The organism is Nostoc sp., from assembly GCF_036917515.1.
Lineage (GTDB): Bacteria > Cyanobacteriota > Cyanobacteriia > Cyanobacteriales > Nostocaceae > Nostoc.
This window is the reverse complement of the sequence record NZ_JBALDE010000025.1, coordinates 94,608-119,514: the sequence shown is the minus strand read 5'-3', so window position 1 is coordinate 119,514 and position 24,907 is coordinate 94,608. Positions and strand designations below refer to the sequence as shown.

22 protein-coding genes and 1 pseudogene are annotated in these 24,907 nt (G+C 40.4%); 15 read left to right on the top strand and 8 right to left on the bottom strand.

Features of this window, described 5'->3' with window-relative positions:
- The first annotated feature begins 42 nt into the window (after positions 1-42).
- From V7K89_RS03410 to V7K89_RS03400, 3 genes are all read left to right on the top strand, one after another.
- Positions 43-2,271: a GumC family protein gene (locus V7K89_RS03410; RefSeq protein WP_335184333.1), complete on the top strand. Its 2,229-nt coding sequence runs from the start codon at positions 43-45 to the stop codon at positions 2,269-2,271.
- 218 nt (positions 2,272-2,489) lie between these two features.
- On the top strand, positions 2,490-2,639 hold the full coding sequence (locus V7K89_RS03405) for a hypothetical protein (RefSeq protein WP_335184332.1): 150 nt from the start codon (positions 2,490-2,492) through the stop codon (positions 2,637-2,639).
- Between the two features lie 51 nt (positions 2,640-2,690).
- Positions 2,691-2,936, top strand: coding sequence for a hypothetical protein (locus V7K89_RS03400; protein ID WP_335184331.1), 246 nt, complete (start codon positions 2,691-2,693; stop codon positions 2,934-2,936).
- A 205-nt stretch (positions 2,937-3,141) separates the two neighbouring features.
- Here the strand turns inward: V7K89_RS03400 and V7K89_RS03395 are convergent, their stop codons facing one another.
- The 3 genes from V7K89_RS03395 to V7K89_RS03385 form a co-directional block, all read right to left on the bottom strand.
- Positions 3,142-4,539 carry a right-handed parallel beta-helix repeat-containing protein gene (locus tag V7K89_RS03395; RefSeq protein ID WP_335184330.1) on the bottom strand — a complete coding sequence of 466 codons (1,398 nt, stop codon included), beginning with the start codon at positions 4,537-4,539 and terminating at the stop codon, positions 3,142-3,144.
- 828 nt (positions 4,540-5,367) lie between these two features.
- On the bottom strand, positions 5,368-6,837 hold the full coding sequence (locus tag V7K89_RS03390) for an SLBB domain-containing protein (protein WP_335184329.1): 1,470 nt from the start codon (positions 6,835-6,837) through the stop codon (positions 5,368-5,370).
- A gap of 496 nt (positions 6,838-7,333) precedes the next feature.
- Complete coding sequence (locus V7K89_RS03385; RefSeq protein ID WP_335184328.1) at positions 7,334-8,317, bottom strand: ABC transporter ATP-binding protein; 984 nt, start codon at positions 8,315-8,317, stop codon at positions 7,334-7,336.
- Between the two features lie 227 nt (positions 8,318-8,544).
- Between V7K89_RS03385 and V7K89_RS03380 the strand changes: the two are divergent.
- Positions 8,545-8,682: pseudogene (locus V7K89_RS03380) on the top strand (tetratricopeptide repeat protein); the annotation flags it as partial.
- Positions 8,683-8,727: 45 nt separating this feature from the next.
- Here V7K89_RS03380 and hisB read toward each other — a convergent pair.
- On the bottom strand, positions 8,728-9,369 hold the full coding sequence (hisB, locus tag V7K89_RS03375; protein WP_335184327.1) for an imidazoleglycerol-phosphate dehydratase HisB: 642 nt from the start codon (positions 9,367-9,369) through the stop codon (positions 8,728-8,730).
- A 96-nt stretch (positions 9,370-9,465) separates the two neighbouring features.
- The gene (gene fabI, locus V7K89_RS03370; protein WP_335184326.1) at positions 9,466-10,242 is read right to left on the bottom strand and encodes an enoyl-ACP reductase FabI; all 777 of its coding nucleotides are present in this window, start codon (positions 10,240-10,242) and stop codon (positions 9,466-9,468) included.
- Between the two features lie 378 nt (positions 10,243-10,620).
- On the opposite strand from fabI, the gene ntcA reads away from it, so the two are divergent.
- The 3 genes from ntcA to V7K89_RS03355 all read left to right on the top strand — a co-directional run bounded on the left by ntcA (position 10,621) and on the right by V7K89_RS03355 (position 13,547).
- The gene (gene ntcA / locus V7K89_RS03365; RefSeq protein WP_094347373.1) at positions 10,621-11,292 is read left to right on the top strand and encodes a global nitrogen regulator NtcA; all 672 of its coding nucleotides are present in this window, start codon (positions 10,621-10,623) and stop codon (positions 11,290-11,292) included.
- A gap of 168 nt (positions 11,293-11,460) precedes the next feature.
- The gene (locus tag V7K89_RS03360) at positions 11,461-12,951 is read left to right on the top strand and encodes a DUF3084 domain-containing protein (RefSeq protein ID WP_335184325.1); all 1,491 of its coding nucleotides are present in this window, start codon (positions 11,461-11,463) and stop codon (positions 12,949-12,951) included.
- 143 nt (positions 12,952-13,094) lie between these two features.
- Positions 13,095-13,547, top strand: coding sequence for a resolvase (locus V7K89_RS03355; protein WP_335184324.1), 453 nt, complete (start codon positions 13,095-13,097; stop codon positions 13,545-13,547).
- An 87-nt stretch (positions 13,548-13,634) separates the two neighbouring features.
- On the opposite strand, the gene V7K89_RS03350 is transcribed toward V7K89_RS03355, so the two are convergent.
- On the bottom strand, positions 13,635-13,898 hold the full coding sequence (locus tag V7K89_RS03350) for a DUF3146 family protein (protein ID WP_069070640.1): 264 nt from the start codon (positions 13,896-13,898) through the stop codon (positions 13,635-13,637).
- 1,381 nt (positions 13,899-15,279) lie between these two features.
- Between V7K89_RS03350 and V7K89_RS03345 the strand changes: the two genes are divergently transcribed.
- The 3 genes from V7K89_RS03345 (at position 15,280) to V7K89_RS03335 (ending at position 17,607) form a co-directional block, all read left to right on the top strand.
- Positions 15,280-15,480, top strand: a complete 201-nt coding sequence (locus V7K89_RS03345; protein ID WP_334848121.1) for a heavy-metal-associated domain-containing protein — start codon at positions 15,280-15,282, stop codon at positions 15,478-15,480.
- A gap of 421 nt (positions 15,481-15,901) precedes the next feature.
- On the top strand, positions 15,902-16,768 hold the full coding sequence (locus V7K89_RS03340) for an aldo/keto reductase (protein ID WP_335184323.1): 867 nt from the start codon (positions 15,902-15,904) through the stop codon (positions 16,766-16,768).
- A 395-nt stretch (positions 16,769-17,163) separates the two neighbouring features.
- The gene (locus tag V7K89_RS03335) at positions 17,164-17,607 is read left to right on the top strand and encodes a Uma2 family endonuclease (protein ID WP_335184322.1); all 444 of its coding nucleotides are present in this window, start codon (positions 17,164-17,166) and stop codon (positions 17,605-17,607) included.
- A 53-nt stretch (positions 17,608-17,660) separates the two neighbouring features.
- Here the strand turns inward: V7K89_RS03335 and V7K89_RS03330 are convergent, their stop codons facing one another.
- Both V7K89_RS03330 and ald read right to left on the bottom strand, forming a co-directional pair.
- Positions 17,661-18,137 carry a surface-adhesin E family protein gene (locus V7K89_RS03330; RefSeq protein WP_335184321.1) on the bottom strand — a complete coding sequence of 159 codons (477 nt, stop codon included), beginning with the start codon at positions 18,135-18,137 and terminating at the stop codon, positions 17,661-17,663.
- 400 nt (positions 18,138-18,537) lie between these two features.
- On the bottom strand, positions 18,538-19,629 hold the full coding sequence (gene ald, locus V7K89_RS03325; RefSeq protein WP_335184320.1) for an alanine dehydrogenase: 1,092 nt from the start codon (positions 19,627-19,629) through the stop codon (positions 18,538-18,540).
- A 574-nt stretch (positions 19,630-20,203) separates the two neighbouring features.
- Between ald and V7K89_RS03320 the strand changes: the two genes are divergently transcribed.
- The 5 genes from V7K89_RS03320 (at position 20,204) to V7K89_RS03300 (ending at position 24,877) form a co-directional block, all read left to right on the top strand.
- A complete protein-coding gene (locus V7K89_RS03320) occupies positions 20,204-20,374 on the top strand; it encodes a hypothetical protein (protein WP_099099534.1) in 171 nt (56 codons plus the stop codon).
- A gap of 365 nt (positions 20,375-20,739) precedes the next feature.
- The gene (locus tag V7K89_RS03315; protein WP_335184319.1) at positions 20,740-21,033 is read left to right on the top strand and encodes a hypothetical protein; all 294 of its coding nucleotides are present in this window, start codon (positions 20,740-20,742) and stop codon (positions 21,031-21,033) included.
- 283 nt (positions 21,034-21,316) lie between these two features.
- The gene (locus V7K89_RS03310) at positions 21,317-22,324 is read left to right on the top strand and encodes a WD40 repeat domain-containing protein (protein ID WP_335184404.1); all 1,008 of its coding nucleotides are present in this window, start codon (positions 21,317-21,319) and stop codon (positions 22,322-22,324) included.
- Positions 22,325-22,986: 662 nt separating this feature from the next.
- Positions 22,987-24,039 carry a permease gene (locus V7K89_RS03305; RefSeq protein ID WP_335184318.1) on the top strand — a complete coding sequence of 351 codons (1,053 nt, stop codon included), beginning with the start codon at positions 22,987-22,989 and terminating at the stop codon, positions 24,037-24,039.
- Between the two features lie 64 nt (positions 24,040-24,103).
- Positions 24,104-24,877 (top strand): TIGR03943 family putative permease subunit, encoded by a 774-nt coding sequence (locus V7K89_RS03300; protein ID WP_335184317.1) that lies wholly within the window; start codon positions 24,104-24,106, stop codon positions 24,875-24,877.
- Positions 24,878-24,907 lie beyond the last annotated feature (30 nt).

Below are 24,907 nucleotides of genomic sequence, written 5' to 3'. Positions count from 1 at the left end.
AATTTTTAGTTTCTTGCTTAAGACCTGTACTTTGGAAGATTTATGTCAGAAAAATCTATGGAATCTAGAGAATCTATTGATTTAGACCTTAATCGTTACTTGTTGATATTGAAACGGTGGTGGCTACCAGCTTTCAGTATATTTGTGGCAACAGTTATTCTAAGTGCCATATCTACAAAATTTCTGAAGCCAGACTATGAAGCAGAAGGAAAACTGTTATTCAGAGTTCCCAGTTTTAAAGTAGCAGGCAATAATCTTTCCCCTAGCACCTCTGAAGGAGGAGACTCAGGAGATTTGAAACCATTGGTAGCAACTCAAAATCCCATAAGCAGTCAGATAGAAGTTATTTCTTCCCCAGCTTTATTGCAACGGACAATAGACAAACTACAACTTAAAGACAACGATGGTGAACCTCTGAAGGTAAAAGAACTACTAAAACTCCTAAACCTAAAAATTGTTGGTGGCACAGATGTATTGCGTATTGCTTATAAAAGTCACGATCCAGAAGAAGCAGCCGCAGTAGTCAACACAATTATGAGGTTTTATTTAGAAAATGATATCCTGACAAATCGCTCTGAGGCAGGAGCAACTCGTCAGTTTATGGCCAAGCAACTTCCTACAACTCAAGCTGCTGTCAATAATGCAGAAGTAGCGCTACGTATATTTAAACAAAAGCATCAGATTGCAGATTTATCAGAGGAGACAAGGTCAGCTGTTGCGACTATTGGAAATCTAGACAATGAGATGAATACTGTCAAGGCTCAACTGGATGAGGTAAATGCCCAAACCAATGAACTGCGGCAGAAAGTAGAGCTAAATTCTCAGGAAGCGATCGCTGTGAGTGCCCTTAGTCAGTCACCAGCAGTACAGGGAATTCTTACACAACTCCAAGAGACTGATCGGCAGTTAGCGGTTGAGCGCAGCCGTTTTCTAGATGACAATCCTATAATTATTAACCTAGAAGCAAAAAAAGCTAATTTAAAATCTCTCTTGCAACAGCAAGTTGGTCAGACTATTGGCAATCAAACACAAGTTCCCCAAAGCCTATTGCAGATTGGAGAACTCAGACAAAGCCTGATACAAAACTTTTTGCAATCAGAAATACAACGTTTTGGCTTAACTCAAAGACTCTCCTCTCTATATAATTCTCGTGCCAGCTACGAACAGCGGGTAAAACTCATACCCCAGCTAGCACAAAATCAGCGAGAGTTGGAACGGAAAGTTGAAGTTGCAGAATCAACGTATCAAACTTTATTGAAAAAGGTTCAAGAGCTACAGTTAGTTGAAAATACAAATACACCTAGTTCCCGGATTATTGCTCAGGCTTTAGTTCCCGAAGATCCTACATTAACCAAAAAAATAATTGTTTTGGTGTTAGGAGTCATGTTCGGTTTGTTTTTTGCTACCACAACTGTACTTTTTCTCGCGATGAGAGATAGATCTCTAAAAACACTTAAAGAAATTAGAGATGTATTTGGATATACTTTGCTAGGAATTGTTCCATTGTCTGTTAAAAAGCTTCGTTCCCGTTATTCAAATGCAGAATCAATATCTCAAATAGTTGCTGTCAGGGATACTCCCCACTCTTTAACGAGCGAAATGTACCGGATGATTCAAGCAAATCTGAAATTCTTAAGTTCAGATAATTTGCTCAAAACCATTGTGATTACTAGCGCAGTTCCTAAAGAAGGCAAGTCTACAGTTTCAGCTAATTTGGCAGCAGCGATCGCTCAACTAGGACGTCAAGTTTTACTAATTGATGCAGATATGCGAGTTCCTTCTCAGCATCATCTCTGGCAACTAACCAATGAAGTTGGTTTGAGTGAAGTTCTTGTAGGTCAGGCTGAATTTGACATTGCCGTATCTAAAGTAATGGACAACCTTGATGTTTTAACTGCTGGAGTTAGACCTCTCAACCCACTTGCTTTGCTTGACTCAAAACGGATGTCATCACTCATTGAGAATTTCTCATCTCAGTATAAATATGACTTTGTAATTATTGATGCTCCTCCACTACTTTTGGCGGCCGACGCTTTGACCTTAAGCCAAATGACTGATGGTATTTTGTTAGTAGCACGACCCGGAGTAATTGATTCCAACAGTGCTAATGCTGCTCAAGAGATATTAGAGAGATCCAATTACAACGTTCTAGGTTTAGTAGTCAATGGAGTCATTGATAAAAATGAATCTAGTAGTTATCGATATCGTTCTCACGAATATTTTAAACCAAGAGAATTGACAAAAGAGCTTAAGGGACTGGCGAAGAAATAAAGTTTCCAAAAAATTATTTTAGGAGTTACATCAAGTTTGGATAAATATTTATTAATAAAGACTGACGCAAAGACGCAAGAAGTTTTAAATAATAAGTAATTAACTGGACTTAGAATTATATACCGCTCCTATATCTAATAAGGTATATCTTCACCAGTATAGGAAACACTATATTAGGTTTCGCCAAAGACGCGACCTTTGAATTAATAGATGCCATATTGCTGACCCACAATGTTTATTCCTTAGCAGATTTATCCTTATCACCAGTATTTAGACGGAAGTGGTCAAGCATCTACGAAGCATTACAAGATAGCAGACCACAGCAACAAAAATTGATGCAGCTATTTTTGAAGCAACGGCGACACTAGACACTGCCTAAACTCAGTACTCCTAAGCAATGTGAGCCTTGGAGTGACCTAATGCCTTTAATGACTTGGGAATTGTGGTTGGCTCGTGATATCGTTGCGGATAACCCAATACCAAGGGCAAAAGTTATTAGACAATTTGACCCCTGGAAGGTTGCCCAGTCAATGGGCAGCATTTTAGCGGTAATTGCTACTACTACCTGTTCACCGAAACCTCGCGGAAAGTCCCCAGGCTGGAAGACCGGACAACCGCGACAACGTAGAATTCGCTATCCTGTAGTCAAAAAAAACTACAACTAAATTCCGTAAACAACAACCAGAATCTGCTTAATATCTAAAATTTTTCTATTTCCACTTTGTCTGACATTAACTCAGCCCTGCTGGGTATTTTCTTCGTGCTTAGTCTAAACTCCAGTCTTCCTGGCCCTTCTCCAATTGGGTTGTAGACAAAAATTCTGTATAAATAAGAACCTTATCATACAACCCAATGCTATCTTTTTAACTACTACCTATTTTCAATTGCTCCTCTATCGGGTGTAGAACCGGACACACGAGGATTGCCTAGAAAATCAGTTGTCAAACTACTCCACTTTAAACCATTATTAATTGCCGGACTTGTTGATTTCAATCTAAAGTCACGAGCCGAGGCATTTACAAACTTTGGATCTCCAATCATATCGTGAGATCCTGTAATCTTGATCGTTGAATTATTGGAATAAACATTGTAATCATAAATGACGTTGACATTTTTCATATTGCTATTCGCAGCATTACCAGGGGAAGCATACATGATGTTATTGAAAATTTTGACATCAGAGGAATAACCCGCATAAATTTCGCCCTTTCCCTTTTTTTGAACTTCTGGACTTTGCTGATTCAAATATGCCGTGTTGTTGATAATATCGATATGCTGACTATCATGGGCATGAATACCTGAACCGCCATTTTTGTAGGTGATATTGTTAGCAATTAAAATCCGTCCTCTATATCCTTTTGAAATATCAACAATAATGCCATTACCGTCTGATATCTTTCCGACTACAATCCAAGGAATGTACATTCGATTGTTATAGCTCTTGTTATTAGTCACAAATATCTTGTATCCCTGGTTGTTGTCAGAACTCCAATTATCAAGCATGGAAATACCACTGGAACCATTAACTGTGTACCAAGCGTTATTGAAAACAGTGTTATTATCCACCTTTACATAATCAGTTTGGATTGCTGAGATACCTGCCCCTCCACAATCATGCACTTTGTTGTTCAGAATATTTATGTGATGAGGATGACTTTTGTCTTCTCCTATGCTTATGCAATTTCCGTCAGTAAGCGGATTTGATGGTTTCTTCTTCTTTCTTGACAGATATGACGCATACGCATCATCATAGTTCATCTTAGCATTGTTCCCTATGACCTCCAGCCCGTTAATCTCGATATATGAAGCTCCATTTGAAATCGAGATACCATTCCATGTATTGTGCTGAATTTTTGGAAAATGCCCAGGATATGCTTTATATTTAATCCATGCATTTGCTGTTCCAGAACGTTTAATACCTAGTACAGCCCCATCTTTGGGTCTATTCTTGTATTCCCCGTTCATAATAAGTACCGTGTCGCCAGGATTAGTAAGATTTGCTGCCCTTTGAAGTGTTTTAAAAGCGGATGAGGTAGAAAGCCCACTATTTCTGTCGTTTCCGTTACTACTAACATAGTATGTTGTCGCAGTTGAAATACGACTAATCAGCTTGCGGTTAGGTAGTGGTATTTCCTGAATAGTGGATGACTGCGGAACATCTTTAAATAAAGACTCTGTTATTCTCTGTCCTTGAACCAGACCTGTTAATGCCCAGGGAAGTACAAGAGATGCGCTCAAACTGAGAAAACCGAAACCATGAATCATCATAGGGAAAAATAGGGTATGTTGCAAAAACTCAATCGTTAACGGTCAGTAACTCTAGCCTTAGTTAATAACCCAGTATTAGATACGATCGTATCACTGCCACTTGTAAGTTTATACACGGTTTTATAGGTTTAAACCTGCGCATTTTCGCGTAAATATGGCTGAACCACCTTTTGAGCTTGTGTTCCAAAAAATCGCAAACATCTGAATAAGATCACTGAATAAAAAATATCAGTATCCGGAGTTACTTATCCATGAATACCAAGCAACCGCACAAATGGTGTCATTTCCAATTCGACATCATTCTACTGTGTATACGCGATATCTGTGGTTAAAATAGTATATCTGTCATCAATTAGTTAATTTACTTAAATAATTCTTATGATAATAAGAATCATTAAATGACTAAAAATAAGTTATGGACTAGTACTTATGGCATCTGTTTTCTAAAATATTCTCATTATCATAAGAAATCCGAGTATCTACAATAAAGATTGCAAAAGCTATCAATGCACATTAAGAATTTACAGTGAGAGTTGTAAATTTTATAGTATTTCTCTGTGAGTAATATTACTTGAAATTATTATAATGACGGATATGTAGAAGTGGTCAGATAGCTTAGAATATTGGCAAATCAGAAGAGAGCATCTGTCAGAGTATTTATAGCAGACTTGTCCTAACCAGTATCACAGCCCCTATAAAATGCAATTTGGAAGAAGCGATGCCTTGTGGAGCGTTTGTTATGTGTAACTTGCTTTTGATTAAAGGATAGTGCAATTTTAGGGACGAAGAGGGTTGGCCAACGTCCCCAATTTGCATCTATCTCTTAAACTAGAGTCCGAATAAGTTCAAAAGATTGAAGATAACACCTAGAGGTCCAGTTATAGTGTTGACGGTATCGCCAGTCTTGGCTGAACCAGATCGGTTGACTACTACAACGTCATTATTGCGGAGTATGGGATTAGTTTGCTCATTAATCCCAGCAGAGAAATCCACTTTTACTATACGTTTAGTGACAGAACCATTAGGGTTAAGGCGAATCAAATCAACAGCATTACTACTAGCTCTAGCATCATTAAATCCGCCAGCAGCGAGTATAGCTTGATTTAAAGAGCTATTTGGCTGAACGTCTGTTAGACCTGGTTTTTTAACTTCGCCGACTACACCAACCTGAATCCGTGTAGGAGACAAAGTAGTGGTAGCTAATTGAGTAGCTTCTGCGGGGTTAATTTCTGTTGCCGTCGGAATAACAATCGTATCTCCATCTTGCACAATGATGTCTTGATTAGCATCACCACTCTGTAATAGTTGCCAAAGATTAATATCTATAGATTGTTCTGAGCCAGTTCTTGTAGGTCGGCGTAGCTTGAGATTACGAACATCAGCTTGTGCTGTAATTCCGCCAGCTAATTGAATTACCCGTGTTACATTTGGTAAACCAGTGGGGCTGGCAGTGCCACTGTTAGGGGTTGCACCTACTTGGCTATCTGTATTACCTGGGGTGACAAGATACGAACCAGGACGGTTTACTTCACCAATAATTGTTACTGTACGGGGTGTGGTTTGACTGGCGGCAAAGTTAGATGCAAATATATTGCGTGATTCTGCCACGTTGAAGTTAGTTGCAGTTGGTACAACTATAGTGTCTCCATCCCGCAAGGTAATATCCTGCGATAAGTTGCCTGTTTGAATGAGTTCCTTCAAATTGAGGGTGACAGCTTGCTCTGAAGAACGTCCTATCTTACGCCGTAATTGAACTTGAGTCACATCCGCAGCTAAAGTCACCCCCTGTGCTGTTGTTAATGCGGCTAATACAGTAGGGTATTGTACGCCTGGATTGTTCCCTGCGCCTCCGCTCAAGCTTAGAGTGTAAGCTCCAGGACGTGTCACCTCTCCAGCAACGAAAATATTGATTGGACGAGGCGATAACAGATTGACTGAGATCAAGGGACGTTTGAGAAAGCGAGCATATCTTCTAGCTATTTCGTCAGAAGCTTGTTCAGTTGTTAGCCCTAGTACGGACACACTGCCAATTAAAGGTAGGTTGATTGCTCCACCTGGGGGAATTTGATATTCACCTGTATATTCAGGTACTTCAAATACATTTACACGAATGAGATCGCCGCCTCCTAATGAATAATTAGTATCTAATTGTGTTTGTGTAATTGGTGGTTGTGTAGTTGGTGGTAATGGTTGTCCCTGAGCTAGACTGGCAGATGACACAGCGGCATTGACAGCAGTTAACAAAGCCATACCTACAGTTGGCTGAATTAGGAATTTAGACAAACTTTTGTTAAGCATATTTATTTGAGACTCTGAAACTACAATCAATAAAGTACTGTCTAAACATTTTTATTTTGACTATACCTAAATATTCAAGTTCCCCGACACTCTTATTTTCCTAGAAAAGTGTGATTTTCCGGAGGAAATTTGTTTATTGAACTTAAATTTTTAGTGAAGTTAGCTTAAAGTTAATGTTGCTTGAATAGAGGAATATCAAAAAATATAGGATTTACGCAACTCAACCCAGTTTATACAAAAAATTGTCTCTTAGCCAACAATCAAGTAGTCACAAACAAAGTTTTCTTGTCAAGTTAATTTGATGATATTTAAAATCTATAATGAGTAGTAAGGAATTACTAAAATTAGGAACAAGTTTATTAAATAAATACAAATAACCTTGAAAAGATGTTGAAATTTTATTTTTTGTGGGTAGCGTTGGTAAAGAGAACTTAAAAAGGCAGAATTTGGGTTTTGTTCTTCAAGCCAGTCGACAATTTACTATTTGGCAGCAAGACTAATTCAATGAGTTGTTTTTTCTTTGGATCTGTTGAATAAAAAATTCTTCTAGGGAATGACGTGACAAGTTAATGGTGATAATTTTACCTTCCATCAGACGAAGACTGGCAAGAAAATCATAGTAATTATCTTGTAGTGTACCGTGCCAGGAACCATCAGGCTCAAATATGAGAGTGGGTATCCATTTTTTGAGAATTTCCCAGTCACCACCTTCACCTTTGACATAATATGTGTTTTTTCGGCCTAAGAGTTCATTAAGGGAACCAGAGCAAATTAGTTCACCTTGAGCGAGGATAGCAATGCGATCGCAAATCTGTTCTACTTCACTTAGGATGTGGCTATTGAAAAAAATTGTTTTACCAGCGGCTTTGAGCGCCAGGATAATCTCTCGCATTTGGTAGCGTCCTACCGGATCAAGACCAGACATCGGTTCATCCAGAAAAACTAAATCTGGCTCATTAATTAATGCCTGTGCCATACCAACACGCTGTAGCATTCCTTTGGAATAGCGACGCAGTAGCTTTTTACGAGCATCGGCTTGCGATAAACCGACTAATTCCAGCAGTTGGGGAATGCGTTGACGTTGGACACTTTGGGGAATTTGGAATAGCCCGGCGGCTAGCTGCAAAAATTCCCAGCCAGTAAGATAGTCATACAAATAGGGATTTTCTGGTAGATAACCGATATGTTGCTTAACACTGCGATCGCCTATTGGTTTATCCAACAACGATCCCCGTCCAGAGGTGGGATGAATAATTCCCAGCAACAATTTTAAAAGGGTGGTTTTACCAGCACCGTTAGGCCCCAGCAACCCAAAGGTTTCGCCTTTGTAAACTGTTAAAGAACAGTTTTTGAGAGATACAACTTTTTGATTTAGCCAAAAACCAGTGCGATAGACTTTTCGCAACTCAGAAGTTAGGACTACTGGCGGAATGTCTGTCGTATTAATTTGAGAACTAAGATCATCTGCAACAGACTTCATCTTGGTTAAATCACTATTTACCAGCTTGATATTAATTACAAGTTACTCAGTAGGCTGATCATAACCATCACTACCAGGTGTGTCAATTATCGGAGTGGGGAGTGGGGGGATGACGGAGACAAGGAGGACAAGGGTGACTACTAACTGGAGTTATTGAGTACTCACAACAAGTTTTAGCGCTCGCCAGAAAAATCAAAGACTGTTGAAGTGAAGAACAGTCACTAGGGAGTCTCGGTGTTGCTTACGATTCTCTAGGAGACTACAAAAAAGCCATTGACTACTATCAGCAGAGTTTAGCGATCGCCAAGCGGCTGACCGTAGTCTCCAGTATAAATAAGTTAGTGGACCCTATAACTGGGGTTTAGACTAAACCCAATGCCCTGTTTGGCTAATGCCCCATTTGACTCCTTTCATAGAACGCCCTTAGAACTGGGAATTACGCCAGCACGTCGGGGATCAATTTCTACCGCTAGCCGTGTTGCTCTTGCAAAAGCTTTAAATGTCGCTTCAATGATGTGATGGGAATTAATGCCATCCAGTTGCCGAATGTGCAGTGTCATTTGGCTATGGTTCACCAGTGCCACAAAAAATTCTCGCACCAGTTGGGTGTCATAGGTTCCTACCCTCTGAGTAGGAATTTGCAAGCCATAGCTAAGGTGAGGCCGTCCAGAAAAGTCTAGCGCTACCTGAACTAAGGCTTCATCCAGTGGTGCAAGGAAACTACCAAAGCGGACAATGCCTTTTCTGTTGCTTAATGCTTGGTTCAAAGCTTGCCCTAAAGTAATGCCTACATCTTCGTTGGTGTGATGATCGTCAATTTCCCAGTCTCCCTTGGCTTGGACGTCTATATCAATCAGCCCGTGGGAGGCAATTTGATGCAACATGTGATCCAAAAACGGAATACCTGTTGCTGCTGTGCAAATTCCTCTACCATCCAGATTGATGGTAACTTGCACATTAGTTTCACCAGTGGTGCGATGAACAGTGGCAATCCGAGAGGTTTGGGTTAAGCGATCGTAGTTTGAATTAACTTGGTGATTAGTTGTTTGCATGAGGAATGGGGAATGGGGAATGAGGGATGGAAAATGGAGAATTGGGAATTAGGATTTGTTCGCTTGCTCTGCCTACTCCCCACTCTCCAAATGATCTTACATTCCCATAATTTCATATCCTGCATCTACATAGAGAATTTGTCCGGTAATCCCACTGGACAAATCACTACATAAGAAAGCTGCAGCGTTACCCACTTCTAACTGAGTGACGGTGCGTCGTAGGGGAGCTACTTCTTCTACGTGATGAATCATATCCAAAATCCCACCCACTGCTGAAGATGCCAAAGTACGGATAGGACCTGCTGAGATAGCATTCACGCGAATATTTTGCGGTCCTAGTTCAGCAGCCAGGTAACGCACGCTCATTTCTAACCCTGCTTTAGCAACTCCCATAACGTTGTAATTGGGTATTGCCCTAACACCACCTAAATATGTCAGAGTGACGATGTTACCTCCCTCTGTCATCAAAGGTTTGGCTGCACCACTTAACTGCACTAGTGAGTAGGTACTAATTTCTAAGGCAGTGTTGAAGCCAGAACGAGAGGTTTGGCTAAAATCTCCACTTAAATCATCTTTGCTGGCAAAGGCCAGACAATGGATCAGAATATCTAGCTTTCCCCACTGTTCGCGGATTGTCTCAAAGGTAGATTTAATTTGTTCGTCATCTTGGACATTACAGGGAAGAAATAAGCTGGGGTTAAGAGGTTCTACCAACTCCGCGACTTTTTTCTCCATTTTGCCACGTTCATCTGGTAGGTAAGTAATACCGAGGTTTACTCCAGCTTTATGTAGTTGTTGGGCGATGCCCCAAGCAATCGAGCGGTTATTGGCAATACCTGTAACAAGGGCATTTTTTCCAGTCAGATTTAGCATATAAATTGTTAATGCGATTAATCATTAGGAGCATACTAGAATCTGAGGCTAGTTTGTCTTTGTTTTATACAGTATTGACAAAAATGAATATTGCTAAGGGTGTATCCTGTGAGAAAAATCTTGATTTTTTATAAAGATATTCTCAAGATATCTTTATTTGTTCTTCAAAAAACCTTTTAAATACAGCTATTGGAACTACTTATCAACAATTAGTAGCTGAAAAGATCAACAATTATGTATCATTATAAACAAAGAGTTATGAAGAGATTAGTTGGAGTATAGGAAAGTACAGAAAGGTTGACGGTGCTTTATTCATTTTTCAGGTGTATTCTTAGGTAATCAGTTTTTGTTTTTCCGGCATTGGGTAGGGGAAGGGAGATGATCGTGACACAAGATAAAGCCCTAGCAAATGTTTTTCGTCAGATGGCGACCGGGGCGTTTCCGCCAGTTGTGGAAACGTTTGAACGCAATAAAACGATCTTTTTTCCTGGCGATCCTGCCGAACGAGTTTATTTTCTTTTGAAAGGTGCTGTTAAACTTTCCAGGGTATATGAGGCAGGAGAGGAAATAACGGTAGCGTTGCTGCGGGAAAATAGTGTTTTTGGTGTATTGTCATTGCTGACAGGAAATAAGTCGGATCGGTTTTACCATGCGGTTGCATTTACTCCTGTGGAATTACTGTCGGCACCAATTGAACAGGTGGAGCTAGCACTCAAGGAAAATCCAGAATTATCAATGTTAATGCTGCGAGGTCTGTCTTCACGAATTCTACAAACGGAGATGATGATTGAAACTCTTGCCCACCGCGATATGGGTTCTAGGTTGGTGAGTTTTTTGTTAATTCTTTGTCGGGATTTTGGTGTTCCTTGTGCAGATGGGATCACAATTGATCTGAAGTTATCTCATCAAGCGATCGCAGAGGCAATTGGTTCAACTCGTGTTACCGTTACTAGGCTACTGGGAGATTTGCGTGAGAAAAAGATGATTTCTATCCACAAAAAGAAGATTACTGTGCATAAACCTGTTACCTTAAGTAGGCAGTTCACATAAAAATAATTGGAGAAAGGGGAATTGGCACGTGTTGTATTTTGAAAAATGACACTAATAGCTAGAGGTAAATCTAAAATTGAATAATTTCAGCTATTGCCAATTTCCACTTCTTTCCAGACAATGCTTAAAAGTAGTAGGCTGTATCTGAAAGGATTTCGGTAGCTAAAGATGACCACCGGATACATCCTCATCGCAGCAATTTTGATTCTGGGAGGCGTAATTGCCACTGTCGGCGATCGCATCGGCACACGAGTTGGCAAAGCCCGCCTCTCACTTTTTAAGCTCCGTCCGAAAAATACAGCTGTATTAGTAACAATTTTTACTGGTGGTTTAATTTCAGCATCAACTTTAGGTATTTTGTTCGCTGCCGACGAAGGCTTGCGAAAAGGAGTCTTTGAGTTAGAGGATATTCAAACAGACCTCAGACAGAAGCGAGAACAGCTAAAAACCGCAGAAACTCAGAAAAGTCAAGTAGAGAGCGAGCTAAACCAAGCAAGAATTGCTCAAGCAAAGGCACAACAAGACTTGCAGGCAATTAACCAATCCTTGCAGGCGGCAAATACCAAACAGAGGGAAACGCAAGCCCAGCTGAACCGCACTATTAATCAACAAGCCCAAACCCAAACTCAACTCCAACGCACTCAAGGTCAGCTAGATCGCGTTGTGACTCAATACCAAAAAGCCATAGCTGAATTACAAAGTGTTTACAACCAGAGAAAGGAACTACAGGCGGCAGTTGAACTACTGAAGACAGAACGTCAACGGCTTTATGCAGAAGCAAAAAAAGCCATTGACGAAGCCAAAACAGCAATTGAAAAACGTGATCGCGAACTTGCTAACCGTCAAGAAGCTATACAAGTGCGCGATCAAAAAATTTCCCAACTGGATCAACTAATTCAAAAGCGTAATCTAGAAATTACAGCGCGAGAGCAAGTGATTGCCAAACGGGAATCGCGCCTCAAAGAATTGGAAGCACAACAGGAGGAACTAGAACAGGAAGTTGCCAGACTGGAAAAATATTATCAGTCCTACCGCGACCTGCGTTTGGGTAAGCTGGCCTTAGTTCGTGGTCAAGTTCTGTCCGCTGCTGTAATTCGTGTTACTCAACCTGCTGCTGCTCATCAGGCAGTGGTACAACTTTTACAAGAAGCCAATCGCAACGCCAACCTCGAATTAAGCGAGCCTGGTGCAAATCCTGCAAATGTAGAGCTACTGCGTGTGACCCAGGATAGGGTCGATCAACTGAGCAAGCAGATTGGCGATGGTAAAGAATACGTCGTGCGAATTTTCTCTGCTGGTAATTACGTCAGGGGAGAAAAGCAGATAGAATTTTTCGCGGATACAGCCCAGAATCAACTGGTTTTTTCGGGAGGCGCGGTGCTAGCCACGACTACTGCTGATTCTAAAACCATGACATCTTATCAGTTACAGCAGCGCCTAGAAATACTGATTTCTGCTTCCCAATTTCGTGCCCGTAATGCCGGAATTGTTGAAAATGTGCAGGTAGAGGGGACTTTTCTGCGCTTTGTCAGCCAACTAAGACAGTATAATCAAGCCTTGGAGATCAAAGCGATCGCAGCAGAGGATACTTATACAGCCGGTCCATTGAGAGTAAAATTGGTGGCAATAGTTAACGGAAAAATTATTTTTAGTACTTAAAAAATTATTTGCACACTGTTATTAGTAAGATTTAAACATATTGAACAGCAGCCAGAATAGTTGCTGCTGCTGCATTTTTTATTTAGCAGACACTACGCGTAGCAAGATCCCTGTAAGGGTACATTTCTAATTTTTAATTTATTATGAATTTCCGTGAATTTTCACCAACCCAACCAGTCATCTTAGGGTTTGATCCAGGTCGAGATAAGTGTGGTTTAGCGGTGATGGGACTGGATCGGCAACTGTATTATCATCAAGTCGTGCTAGCAAAAAAGGCGATCACTACCATTGAGACACTGCGTCAAAGGTTTCCGATCTCCTTGATGGTCATGGGCGACCAAACTACAGCCAAACAGTGGAGACAGAAATTATATCAAGAATTGACAGAACCGTTGAGTATTATTTTAGTGGATGAGCGCTACACAACCTTAGAAGCACGCGATCGCTATTGGCAAATGTTTCCGCCCAAAGGACTAATCAAGCTATTACCACAGGGTCTACGACAGCCTCCAAGACCCATAGATGACATTGTTGCCATCCTTTTAATTGAAAGATACTTAAATCGCCTCACTGAATCAGCAACCAGCCAATTTTAGATTTTAGACTTCAGTATGAGCGCTCAGTCGAACGCTTTTTTCTTCAATCCAGAATCTAAAATTCAAAATTGAATAACTCCCTAACTTTTAAAGTTCTGCCCGAATTGTAAAAGCATAGTCTCCTCCAGGTTCTAGCTGGTAATCTTGTTGCTCCAAGAATCGACCAAGAGGTTCTTTGATTAAGGCGCGACCTTGGGAAGGCTTGACGGCAAGTTCTCCCCGGCGAAAATGCCACTGGAAATGCCACTCAAACTCACCCGCACTTACTTCACCTTCAAGGAAGCCATGTTGCCAGGATTGGCGGGTAATTCTGACATGGGCAATGGTTTCTGGCAGACGTTTTGCACTCACAATGCTTTATGTCAAGTGTGGAATAACAGCCGATGATCTAGGCTACTTATTTTATTTACCAAACATATCTTAATTAGACAAACTGACAAAGTGGGTATTTGTAGTTGACTAGTACCGCAAGGCAAAATTCAAACAGGTATACAGCATAAGCGTTTCGTTGATTTGGAATGGTGAGGCAGTCGCTCACAGGGGGTTCCCCGATGAGGAACTGCCGTTAGCGCAGCGTAAAGCCTTCTCTTCTCTTTCAGAGACGAAGACAGCGAACGAGAGGCTTGTCTGCGACACGCTGCACGTAGCTTGCTTCCACGAAGTGGTACGCCAACGGCATGGCAACTCTTGGAGAGGCTGCACCAACGCTTAGAGCGAGCCTGCGTACTCTGTAAGAATTGCAAGCTAGCAAGAGCGTCTCGTAGAGAGCGTCACTCGTTCGCCCTTGGCGTTCCCAAAGGGTAGGGGTGGTTTATTTACACCGTGCTGTACTAGGTTATATTTATAAGCAGGATGACTTCAGTATACTGAAGTCAGTCGCGCGTTACCGATAGCTTACCCCTATGGGAAAGCAAACTACGTATAGCGTCTTGTACAGAAGGATTAGGAAGTCTTAGAGCATCACAGCTCATTCTAGAGATGAGAAAATAAGTCAAAAGAAAAATGCTAATTTTTTCATTGCTTCTAGCGATCGCATTTCAACTACTGGTACATTGTAGGAATCGTTCCCATTCGCAACGTGAACCAATCTCTAGCGTAAATACTTAAATTAGCAGTGTCTAACACTCATATCATAATTGTGTCACTGAAAGTCTTTGTCGCAAAGTCCGCAGTATACAGCAAGCAGATTGCAACAGGCGTGAGGTACAGATAATCGTAGGGAACATGGCTGTGCCCCTACCCGTATACTTCATTTACCTGAAATACGCTGTATCTATGCCCCAAGATAGCTGTTTTTTAAATCTATATGTACTCCAAAAATTGTGCAAAAGTACCTGAAGTATACAATCAATTAAAAACTATAGATTAAAAAGTTTCGTGATTTACACATACACGCTTGTACAATTGGGCAGTGCTGCGAGAACAACTATGTCGAACACCAACGCCTAGAAAAACAGGAAGAATGTCTCGTGGAGTCTTCAGAACAAACAAAAAATCGGCTTTTTATAAATTAGTAGTACTAAGTGTATTTTCATAAATTACTTTATATACTTTGGAATTTTATTTTGTTTTACTGTCTAAATAATTTGTCAATAATAATTTAGGTATAACTATTGTTTATTACTATTTCTATCATGCTCAATTCCCTAACTCCAGTAAGATGTAGGCTCACTCTTAAAATCGATATTATATTGATTAAATGTAAATTCAAGTTTACGTAATGAGGTAGGTAATGGCAATTAAATTGAAAGTTCCGGATATTAAAGGTGATGAGTGCGCCAAAAAAATCACTAAATCTATTCTGACTATGGAATCTGATGCCAAAGTAGACGTGAACGTTGATACTAAAACTGTAACTGTAGATACTGCGGCTTCTGAAGAGTCAATTAAACAGATGGTTCAATCTGCTGGTTATACTATAGAGGGCTATTAACTAAATCTCTAAATTTTCTAATAAATTTAGATGAAATGATTTAGTCAGCACAATTGCTTATTAAATCTACGTACGTAAAACGTACGTAGATTTAATAAGTTACTCTACTGAATCGCAAATTTTCCTCTTTTGACAGCAGGGCAAACGGATCTAAATATTTGCAAGCCTAAATAAAAGTTAAATTTATTAACATTGCAACCAAATATGGTTTTCAGAAAATTAAATTTTAAATCTCATGTTAGTCATCCTTATTAGGTAAAAGTTAGAGTCAATCGTCACTTGTCTGTCAAAGAAAGTGGTATTCTCATACCCAGTAGAAACAAGAATTACATTCAATCACCCTCAAGTCTAAGTACTAGGGAGGATTTATGATGAATAACTAACTGATAGATAATTGGGGCAGAAAGCTATAGCTAAAAGCATGGAAACTAAACAGCTAGGAAAAACTGGTATTTTTGTAAGTGCAATTGGTTTGGGTGGTATGCCCATGTCAATTGCTAATCGTCCTCCTGAATCGCAATCAATCCAAGTTATTCATCGTGCCTTGGATTTAGGTATTACATTTATTGACACTGCCGATGCTTACTGCAAAGATGAGTCAGATAAACACCACAATGAGCAGCTAATTCACAAGGCACTTAGTAGTTATAAAGACGATGTTAGCCAAGTGATTGTAGCAACTAAGGGCGGGTTGATGCGTCCCAATGGCAACTGGACAAGCAACGGCAACCCAGAACATTTGCGCCAAACAATTCGAGCCAGTTTTGAGACTTTGGGCGGTGCTAAACCCATCGATATTTGGCAATATCATTCTCCCGATACTAATTACACCATTGAAGAATCCCTTGCACCAGTTAAAGAAGCAGTGAAGGCTGGTTTGATTCGGTTTGTAGGAGTTTCTAACTTTTCCGTTGAACAAATTAAGCGGGCGCGGGATGTGGTGGATATTGTTTCGGTGCAGAATCAATACAGCCCTTGGCAACGACAGCCAGAAAATGATGGCGTATTAAAATATTGCGAACAGCAGGGATTGACCTTTTTACCTTGGAGTCCCTTTGGTGGTAGACGTCGCCATCAGGATTTGCAGGATATTTCTGAGATCGCTAAGTTAGCTAAAGAAAAAGGTGTGTCGGTGTATAATATCGTTCTAGCGTGGTTGCGTTCCAAATCGCCTGCCATTTTGCCTATTCCGGGTGCTAGCAAGGTTTCCAGCATTGAAAATTCAACATGTGCTATCAACATGAAACTATCTGACGAAGAAGTGCAAAAAATTGATCGGGCAACTTAATTATTCGGCGTTGCTAGTTAAATGTATGAATCTAGGTGTAAAGACGTTGCAATGTAACGTTTTTATAAAAATTTTGAAATCACGCAAAATCATTTTCATAGCTGAATTTAGCAACGCCAATTATTCCACTGGCTAACGTAAATGTGGTAAAAGTTGCCTATAAAAAAAGACATGATATTAGAAACACACTGCTTGCTAATGCGTGATTTTGCACAGACAGACTGGCAGACAGTTTTTACCTATCAATCCGATCCTTTGTATTTGCGTTGAAGTTACATCAACTCTAATCAATTAGGTGGGAAAGTTTATCCCTCTTCTGTCACTTTCCGTCAGGGCGATCGCTAAAAGCCCCATGAGGCAATCAATACAAGCTATACTATTGAAAAAAATCGGTCTTGTATTTGTTATTAGAAAATAATCGCGCAATCGCCTGTTATACAAAAGCTCTAGAATTTAGAAATGGCAAAACTTTTCGGAGAGTGACAGAACAGGGTTACACTGAAGTACCTTGTCGCACATCTAAACAGGGTCGGCGTCCTGATGTGGCTTATCTGACGCCTGAATTGGTAGCTCAATTTGGCAATGTTCCCACTTTACCCCAGAGTTTCCCTTTGATTGCTGAGATAGTTTCACCCACTGATTTAGCTGAAGAATTATTTCTTAAAGCGCAGGAGTATTTGCAGTCTGGTTGTGAGGAAGTTTGGCTAGTATTTCCTGAAAGTTGGTTAGTTTTTGTTATGACTGATAATCAGGTTTGCGGGTTTAAAGCTGGTGATGTGGTTGGTACTCAAAAAGTACTACTGGGTTTTAGTGTAGCTGTAGACGAATTGTTGGGTTGAAAAGGCGATTTATCTAATAGGGATATGAATACTAATGCGATAATGTAAGATAATCACTTATACATATTTGCGACAGACTGCATCGCCTTAGTAATTGCTTCCGCGTTTGTTTGTGCCCTTCTTGTTAATGCTGCTAACTGGGGGTCTGTAGAAAAACCAGTGCAAACAGCATTTACTAACTGACTGTTTACTGTCCCCGACTGAACTTGCATTGCTGGCATATTTAACCGCTCATTTTTTGTTACTTGCCCGCTTTGGTTGGCTTCGATTATCCAAGCGTACTGAATTGCATCAGTACCACAATCAGCTGCCATATATATCCGAGTCGCAGATATGTTTCCTTGAGTGTGATCTATATGCACCCAAAAGCCATAAGCGGAACCACTTGACTGAATATTATTTTTATCAATGGAAAAAATCTCACCTTGCGCTCCTTTGGCTATAGGTATCCATTGATTAGCGATCTGGGCATTAACGGGAAGGCAAACAGCAGAAGGCAAAAGACACAAAGCAATCAATTTCTTAATCACTGCTCTAAGTTAAATTTGATACCTTCATTATCAAAGCGATCGCGCTCTGAAGCATCGGTAACTTTAGCAGTTGAGTGTAAAGACTTGAAAAACTCGTTTCAATCCCTAATAAAGATTTTATTGAATTGCAATTTCAAGGTTTAGTTGTGCGAATGAACGAATTCAAAACAAACAGAATAGTCATATCACAAGATACAAATCGCTAAAAACCAGTCTCCATAAGGTGCGCGGATGGTTTGAAAGTACCATTGCCCTCAAGTCTTATATACATGGAGCATACAGCCTTTTTTACCCCTTCTCATTTTGTACACCTACCCATCCGCGCATTTGGCAAGAAAATTAGTCTAGTTACTGATCGCTACTACCATTAAAATAAACGATCGCCTAACACTTGCATACCTTAATTGACTAAATCAGGGAATACCTCTTGTACAGCAGGATGCACTAAGCGATGATTCTGCACATTCACACCCTTAGCCAATGCTGGGTTAACTTCCAGTGCCAAAATTTCCAAATTCGCCAACTGGACAACATAAGGTAATGTACTATTATTAAGTGCCTGAGTTGCTGTCCAAGGTACTGCTCCTGGCATATTAGGAACGCCATAATGCACCACACCCTCTTCAAGGTATACCGGATTTGTATGGGATGTAGGGTGTAAGGTTTCTATACAACCGCCTTGGTCAACGGCAACATCAACTATTACCGAACCAGGACGCATTTGTTTGACAAATTCGCGAGATACTAGTGTTGGTGCTCTACGTCCTAACACTAAAACTGCACCAATAAGCAAATCGGCTTCAATAACTGCGGCTTCAATATGAGCAGAGTTGCTGTAAAGCAATTCGACTCTAGACCCAAAGAGTGTTTCTAAGTAAGATAAGCGCTCAACACTCACATCTAGAATCTGCACGTTCGCACCCATGCCTACAGCAATTTTAGCTGCTTCTGTGCCGACAACGCCGCCACCTAAAATTACTACTTTGCCTGGTTTAACTCCAGGGACACCGCCCAAAAGTACACCTCTACCACCTTGCTGACGTTCTAAGAATCTCGCCCCAAATTGTACTGCTAGCCGACCAGCAATTACACTCATGGGAGTGAGCAAGGGTAATCTGTTAGCACCAGGTTGTTCTACAGTTTCGTAAGCGATCGCACAAGTGCCACAATCAATTAAATGCTCTGTCAATTTGCGATCGGCTGCTAAATGTAAATAAGTAAATAATATCTGCCCTTTTTGCAAAAATTTATACTCAGAGGTCAGTGGCTCTTTGACTTTAACAACCAATTCCCGATTCCAAGCCATTTCTGATGTAGGGACAATCTCGGCTCCAGCAATTCTGTAATCATCATCAGAAAATCCAGCACCATTACCTGCTTGCGTCTCAACGAAGATGCTATGACCATTTTCTCGCAGCACCCGCACGCTAGAAGGACTTAACCCTACCCGAAACTCTTGATCCTTATTTTCCTTGGGAACGCCGATTTCCATATATCGCCTCAGATAATTTTTTTTGTTTAACTGTAGCCTTGCAATTTCAAGCTTGCTATTTCCATCTTGCTAGTTCCGTATTAGAGATAGCTGGATTAGAGATACCTAACTTCTGTTCTAACTTTCTCAATTCAATCTGAGTAGCCCAAACTCTTACCCTTGACTATTGCCCCAGTATTTATACAATATATAAAGAATAGTAACAATTTATTAAAAAAACGATTGTATTGCTCCCTACTAGTATTCTATCAAGCCAACCTTGCGGAGTTCGTAGCGAGGGCTAAAGTCCTAACTACAAACTTATTCATCCACCAAAGTTGATGTAGTGGATTAGTAGAAAGCTCTTGCTGAATTTATCAAGTCATCTTGGCATTCAAGCACTGCAACGCCGCTTTTAAGCTATCCTGACTTTTCACGTCATCTGTAGAAATTCAAATCTCTCTTTATACGAGAGATTTAAAGAGAAGTTTTTCAGATACCATCAAAAGTAAGTAGTGATTATACCTACATTCCCTGACTTCTACTAGAAGTCTGATATCAAGTCCCGTTTGCCAAAAAAAGGTTTCTTAAAAACATGACACAAACACAACCAACAATTACACCTAAACTAGAAGAGCCTAAGTTTGGCTTTAACGAATATGCCGAACGCTTGAATGGTCGAGCTGCAATGATTGGCTTTGGTTTGATGCTGGTGATTGAATATGTTACCAATCAAGGGGTGCTATCATGGCTGGGTCTGAAGTAGTGCTATCAACAAACACGATCTTGAAGTTGTAAGCTAGTAATTAAAAGAGTTTCAACCAGCTGGAACAACCAGTTGGTTTTGACTTCAATATATTGATAGCGGCGTACTTCGCTCTAGATAGATTAATTAAACTTATTCATAAATAACTGCTCTAGAATGTAAGCAAGAGAGGAATCTAAATATTTATTAGCGATCAAAATATCATAGACTTGCAACTAGTATATGCAAGGCGATTAATGAGCAAATTTCCTCGCCCTACTAAAAAATCATAAATTAGTGTCTGCCTTGAATGAGAAAGGCAAATTATGGGTGAGGTATTCTTGGTAAATATACACAAAAGGTGAACTGGAACCAACCAAGCTGTGATGAATGCTGTATTACCTCGTTTTTTGAAGTCAACCTACCGAAAAGAGCCACTAATCAGTGTATTGATAACGATGGGTGTTATGGATGCTATGATTGGCGGATTAAATGATAGCTGGTCGTTGTTTGCTTTTGGTTTAGGAACGGCAGGAATAGCGCTAGGCTTTAAGTTGTGGCGTTTTCAGCAGCGTCGTGCCTTACCAGAGGAGCCTGTAGTGCAACATTATTTGCCCTCTCGTTCTTCTACTGCGCCTTTACCAATGTTAAGCGTTTCTAAGAAAAAACCACCTCTTTAAGATATGCAGAGTTATTCAAGTAATAACTCTGCAAAATTTACGAAAAAAAGTTAGGTTTAAAACCTCGCCCCGGACTTTGTCCCGCTACGCTAACGTGGGCGAAAAAATCCTTGTATCACTTGGTAGGTGGAAACCCCAACCCTTGTGGGTGGCTGTATTTAATTTTGAATTTTGAGTTGATTCATTGGGTTTAACTGTATCTATAAAAAGTGAGGAATAAAGAGTGAGTAGTGAGGGAAGAGGTGGCGGTAAATTTCTCCGGCCGAATATTATCCTGGCATTTATGGCAGCTGTGGCCCTTCCAGTGATTACCTGGGAAGGGTTTTATATTCATCAAGCTCATGCTGCCATTGAAGTAACGCCAAACTTCCCAGCTAATACCAACTTTGCTAATGCTCAACTGCTTTACACACTCATCGGACATAACGGAACCATTAAATCCCTTGCTTTCACTCCAGATAGCAGAATTCTTGTGAGTGGAGGTGCAGAAAACGAAGGTATAATTCGCCTGTGGAATTTAGCAAAGGGTAAAAAGTTAGCGACTATTAACAAAGCACACAAAGAAGCCGTAGAATCTTTAGTAATTTCACCAGATGGGCAAACGCTAATTAGTTGTAGCGATGACGATACAATTAACCTCTGGAACTTGAAAAATTTAAAATTTAGCCGCTCTTTTGTCGGACATACCAGTAACGTATTATCTTTAGCGGTGTCTCCTGATAGTAAAGTTCTCGTCAGTGGAGCTTTAGATGGGATTCGTCTCTGGGATTTGCTACAGCAGCGTCCTCTAGGGACTATAGTACGCTTTGATAATTCGATTTATACTTTAGCTATTAGTCCTGATGGACAGACCTTGGCTAGTGGTGATAATAAGGGTGTAATCAAGCTGTGGAATTTGAGTACTGGTAAATTAATCAGTCAATTGGCAGCTCATTCCGATGTTGTTAGCGCTGTAATCTTTACGCCAGATGGACAAACATTAGTTAGTGCTAGCCACGATCGCACCATAAAACTGTGGAATATTAATACTGGAGAATTAGTCCGCACTCTTACAGGACATAATAACTGGGTAAATGCGATCGCTCTTAGTCCCGATGGACAAACTCTTGCTAGTGCAGGCAGAGATGGAATTAAATTGTGGAATTTAACCACAGGCGAGTTAATAAATACACTCAATGGACATACAGACTGGGTAAGCGCGATCGCTTTTAGTCCAAATGGTAAAATTCTTGCCAGTGGTGGATTCGATCAACAAATCAAGATTTGGGGGATTCCCACAAAACGTAATTAACAGCAATTGGACAAAATAATCGTCAAAGAGTAGACTATATCCCCGATTCCTTTTAAGAAGTCGGGGATATAATTTTGACGCTCCTTCCAAGGCTTAGTGACTCCCTATCACTCAATTTTTCAGATCATGTAGAAAGTTAGGCTATAGCTAACGCCACAAAATTTCCCCAATCACTTCCTGTATCTGCTAAACTTTGGTCTTGCCTTTTGAGAGTTTTTGTAGTAAAAAATCAACCAAAGCTCAGATGAAATTTTGCTATAACTGCAACCAACAGCGATGTCTACAACGGGCTACGCCTACCCAAATCTTGAAGAACTGTGAATACTTGATGAAAATACAGCCGAACTAATATCTTATCCAGCAAATTACTGTAAGTATAAACATAGGTAATTTTAAATCATATGTGCAGTTACTTGCCCTCTAAATGGGAACAATTTCTGAACTTAGACAATCTTAGAAATGGCCATCGTCAGTAAATGCACTCAGTTAAAAGTCCCGAACTTGTGTAAAACCAAGGTTTGTAGCGCTCAACCGTTATTTGGAAGTAGGATAACTTGCTACATAAATGATGTTTAATTTTCCCGAACTGCTTTTGATCCCCATTTCGATAGAATGACTAGGCAGAACCCTAAAACTAAAAACCGCTTTTGACTGCGACGCCCATGAATCAATTGAACAATGGTTTTACGCTATTTTTAAGTCTGCTAGTCGAGGCGATGCCTTTTTTGCTTCTTGGGGTTTTATTCTCCAGTTTGCTGCTATTTTTTGTTGATGAGCGCAAACTAGTAGAAAAAATGCCCAAAAATCCGCTGCTAGGTGCTTTAGTTGGCAGCACAATCGGCTTTTTATTTCCGGTGTGTGAGTGCGGGAATGTACCAGTAGCACGGCGCTTCCTAATTCAGGGAGTACCCACACCAGTGGCAATTGGTTTTTTGCTAGCAGCACCAACAATTAACCCAATTGTAATTTGGTCAACTTGGACAGCATTTCGAGATCAGCCAGAAATAGTGGTCTTAAGAGTCGTATTTTCCCTAGCAATTGCCACAATTATCGGGTATGTTTTCAGTTTTCAAAAGGACTTAAATCCCATAGTCCAACCTGTGATCGCTCGTTATGTGAAGTTTAATCCACCCGCGCAGTCTGAAACCAAACGCCGTGGTAAGGCTTACCAAGCACAAGAGGAACCAACAATACCAAATATCTTGCAATCTGGGACTTACATCTTAGGAGGAACAGGTATACCTCTACGGATAGATGCTAATTTTGTAGTCCCACCTACATCAGTCTCTACTTCCAACAAACCGCTGGCAGCGAAACTACGTCTAGTTGTGGATAATAGCATTCAAGAATTCCGAGAACTCGGTGGAGTCATGGTTGTTGGAAGTGCGATCGCTGCTGCTATTCAAGTCCTAGCTCCCCGTGAATTAATTCTCAGTTTGGGTGCTGGGCCGATTACCTCAATTGTGGTCATGCTGATATTAGCAGTAGTCGTGTCTATTTGTTCTACAGTTGATTCTTTCTTTGCCCTATCTTTTGCCTCAACCTTTAGCAGCGGTTCATTGTTGGCATTTCTAGTGTTTGGTCCAATGATTGACATCAAAGGCATTGGTTTGATGTTATCCATTTTCAAACCTAAAACAGTTTTTTACTTATTTGCTTTAGCAGCACAGTTAACATTTGTCTTCACCCTTTTTCTGAACTTGCATGTCTTTTAAAAAATTATTTGTCATTAGTCATTTGTTCTTTGTCCTTTGTTTAATGACCAATGATCAATGACCAATGACTAACAAAAATCCCAAATCTAAAATTCTAAATCTATTACTCCCTTGGCTGGATGCTTTAGCAATTACAGCTTGGGGCACTTTAATGTTGAGATATTGGCTAACTAATAAGCTGAACCTGTTGATTCATCCAAATTACATTTGGTTCGTAGTTGTAACTGGTATTAGCTTGATTGTTATTGGTTTCTTCAAGATGCAGGAACTTTGGCAACGTCGTCGCCGTGATGTGACACCAAGTGCCCCGCATAGTAGTTTATTTCCCCCTGGTTGGGGCAGTGCTTTGTTGTTGACTACAGCGATTCTAGGTTTTATCATTACACCGCAAGTTTTTGCCAGTGATAAAGCACTCCAAAGAGGGGTAACGGCTGATTTATTGGGAAGCACACGTGTTAAACCTCAAGCCTTTCGGGCTACTGTTCGTCCAGAGGAGCGATCGCTTGTAGATTGGGTACGCACCGTCAATGTCTATCCAGAGCCGGATACATATACAGGGCAAAAAGTCAAGGTGCAGGGATTTGTCATCCACCCGCCGGATATAGGAAAAGAACATTTGTTTTTAGCTCGATTTGTCTTAACTTGCTGTGCAGCAGATGCTTACCCAGTGGGATTGCCCGTTAAACTCCCAAATAATCAAGAGCCTTACTCTGCTGATACCTGGCTGGAAGTAGAAGGACAAATGGTAACAGAAAATTTGGCAGGTAAACGCCAACTTACCATTGCCGCTACCTCTCTCAAAAAGATTCCTCAACCCCAAAATCCTTATAGTTATTAGTCATTAGTCATTTGTCAATTGTCATTTGTA